This is a genomic window from Streptomyces sparsus (genome assembly GCF_054776295.1).
In genome coordinates this window covers 1-511 of sequence record NZ_BAAHCA010001747.1, presented here as the reverse complement: position 1 = coordinate 511, position 511 = coordinate 1, and the positions used below count along the sequence as shown (strand labels likewise).

Sequence of the window (511 nt, the reverse complement as noted above, 5' to 3'; positions counted from 1 at the left end):
GGGAGATGTCCCGGCGGATGACGGACGGCCCGGCGCTCGCGGTGTCCCGGCTGGGCTCGGACGGGCCGTTGCTGGGCGCGGCGCACTCGGTGGTCCGGGCGGTGCTGGACAACCCGCCGGGCCGCACCGCCTGAACCCGGCCCCGGCACCGGGGTTACGCCGTCGACCGGTTTTCACCCGAACCGGGGAACCACGGTGCGTTCCGCCGTTTCCGGGGCGGGCGGGGCCCACCATCACGATCATGACGACAGGGCATCTCGGGCGGGTCACCGCCGGCGTGGCGGCGGCAGCGGCGCTGGCCCTGGGCGTGCCCTTCGGCAGCTCACCCGCACATGCCGACGCCTGTGCGTACCACGATCCCGACCGGGTGTTGCACGACGTCCTGGAACAGGCGCTGGGCAGCAGCGAGCCGCTGACGGACGCGTGCGTGCCCGCGCAGCCGCCACCGAGCCCCTCCCCCAGACCGACGCCGAGCACACCGGCCCCGGGTCCGCCCACGCCCACACCCCCG

1 pseudogene is annotated in these 511 nt (G+C 75.9%); it reads left to right on the top strand.

The window, feature by feature from the left end:
* Positions 1-241 precede the first annotated feature (241 nt).
* A pseudogene (locus ACYVE9_RS30630) lies at positions 242-511 on the top strand (hypothetical protein); the annotation flags it as partial.